Source organism: Gilliamella sp. N-G2 (assembly GCF_002142215.1).
In the GTDB taxonomy this organism is placed as follows: Bacteria; Pseudomonadota; Gammaproteobacteria; order Enterobacterales; family Orbaceae; genus Gilliamella.
On sequence record NZ_NAST01000061.1, the window covers coordinates 1 to 2,062 of the forward strand.

Below are 2,062 nucleotides of genomic sequence, written 5' to 3' on the forward strand. Positions count from 1 at the left end.
ATTAAAGATTGGTTTGAGTTTGCTATGGGCATTTTCGGTATCATGACTGAGTTCATTAATATCTTGTGTTTGTTTATCTTGGTCACGAATGATTAACTCACCGTCACTGATTGCCGCATGGGTAATAACAACTATTCTAATTGGTAATTAAATTTTTTAGATAATAGTTATTTTGAGTTGGTTTATTGAGGTTTATTAGTAAAAATAATCGGGGTGTGTATACCGTTTCATGACTATTTGAACGCCATGATGAAAAAGGTGCTCATTTGATAGCACCTCTTTATATGTAGACATTTTGAAATTTTCAGCTCAAGTTAATAAGACAAACTTTATGTCTTATTCTTTGGTAGTGCTAGTAAAGATGAGCGTTACTTTTTTGTTTTGATTGAATATTTGATACTTTATCTCAAAACTAGTAACGCTTTTTTAAATATTGGTCAGATTAAGTCTTAACCAATGTATATATTATTTCAAATAATATTAATCACTAAAACCATCAGTCCAATAATCTTTATCGATGATATACTCATCAATATAAAAGTCATTTGGATAGTCAATAAAACCTGGTTTATCTTTTATTCTGTTTATAGCATCTTCGGCTAATTGATAACTACCAAAGGTACCAATTTTTTTATCATCTTCATATTCTGTACCTTTATCTCTAGTATGATGTAAATAATAGACTTTTTGCATTTTCATCTCCATGGTTATCTGAATTATTTAATCTATTAGATATTAACAAGTAACAAAACCATCTAACCATTCCGCTCGATTAAGTACACTAGGAATAATCTGAAAACCATTAGGAAAATCGATAAATCCTGGTTTTTTTTTCATTCGTTCTATAGCTAATTTAGCCTGTTTACTTGAACTATAAATACCAATTATCCTAAAATCTTCATCATCAGTATCTTCATAACGAACATGGTATAAATAATATATTTTCTGCATTTTTATATCCTCATCGATTATTTGGGATTCATAAATGATCTATCACCCCATTTTTTAATTTTACTAAACTGAGAATTTGTGCCTTTTTCCCAATTGCCTTTACCGTATTTGTTATTCATTAGTCGTGTAGCAAATTGGTCTCCATTTTCACCTACATATGGTCTATTTCCTCTTGCCCAATCAGGAACATCGTTTGCACCTTCTTTACCACTAATTCCTGATTTTTTAACCTTATATTTTCTGTCTTTATCATTATCATCATCATCTGGCTGTAAATTTGCACCACCACTTGCGGTTGATGAATCACCAGCCGAGGCATAATCACTGGTCTTATTTTTTTTATTACTAGCTTTTTTCTTCAAATACTCATTGTAGTAAGTATCATAAGTCTTTACTACAGCGTTTTCAAAATTTTCATCACCAGTGGGATCAACTAAAGCTAATTCAATTAATTTTCTTTGTTCTAAGGTTAAACCTCCTAAAAAGGCTTCTGCCTCTTCAGTATCAGCAATTAAACCTCTTGCTATTAACACATCTACAGCAGTAATGGTAACTGGCTCGCCGAGTGCACTTGGACGAATTACTTGCCAAGCAACCCTAGGAATTAGAAGTAAATTATTATTCTCAACCGCATTTTTACTACTACTAATAGCTGCACTAGCATCACCAATATTACCACCGCCGGCAGCTACCGCAAGGCCTGACGCTAGTTGAGATAGTGCGCTGATGGTTTGTTTTTCTTCTTCGGTTAAATCTTTGACTTCTTTGCCATACAGTTGTTTGCGGATGATATCTGCTGCAACTTCACCCACCACTGCACCCGCTCCACCAGATAATGCTGAGTTGCCTTGTAGTTCAGCCACTACCGCACCAAGTATTGCATGGGCAACTAACCTCGCGGTTTCGTTATCACCGGCTTGTATCTTTATCTGCTCCGCTAACCATGGTGCGCTGGCGCCAGCTAAGCCGCCGGTCATATCGCCAGTGATAATGCCGGTAATAATTGATACGGCTGAGTCAACGCCTTTACTAAAGTCATTGCCCATTTTGCCATCTTGTGAGTCTTTACCGGCATCTTTATGAATAGTGCGTTCGAGCTCTTTTACCTGTT

General features: G+C 35.2%; 3 protein-coding genes. All 3 read right to left on the reverse strand.

Translation table 11 applies throughout. The annotated features are described in order from the left end of the window. Positions 1-480: 480 nt before the first annotated feature. Positions 481-693 carry a hypothetical protein gene (locus tag B6C99_RS12905; RefSeq protein WP_086360187.1) on the reverse strand — a complete coding sequence of 71 codons (213 nt, stop codon included), beginning with the start codon at positions 691-693 and terminating at the stop codon, positions 481-483. A 42-nt stretch (positions 694-735) separates the two neighbouring features. After that, positions 736-951, reverse strand: a complete 216-nt coding sequence (locus B6C99_RS12910) for a hypothetical protein (protein WP_086360188.1) — start codon at positions 949-951, stop codon at positions 736-738. A gap of 17 nt (positions 952-968) precedes the next feature. After that, the coding region (locus tag B6C99_RS13460) for a VENN motif pre-toxin domain-containing protein (RefSeq protein WP_216819500.1) at positions 969-2,062 on the reverse strand (1,094 nt) is incomplete at its 5' end.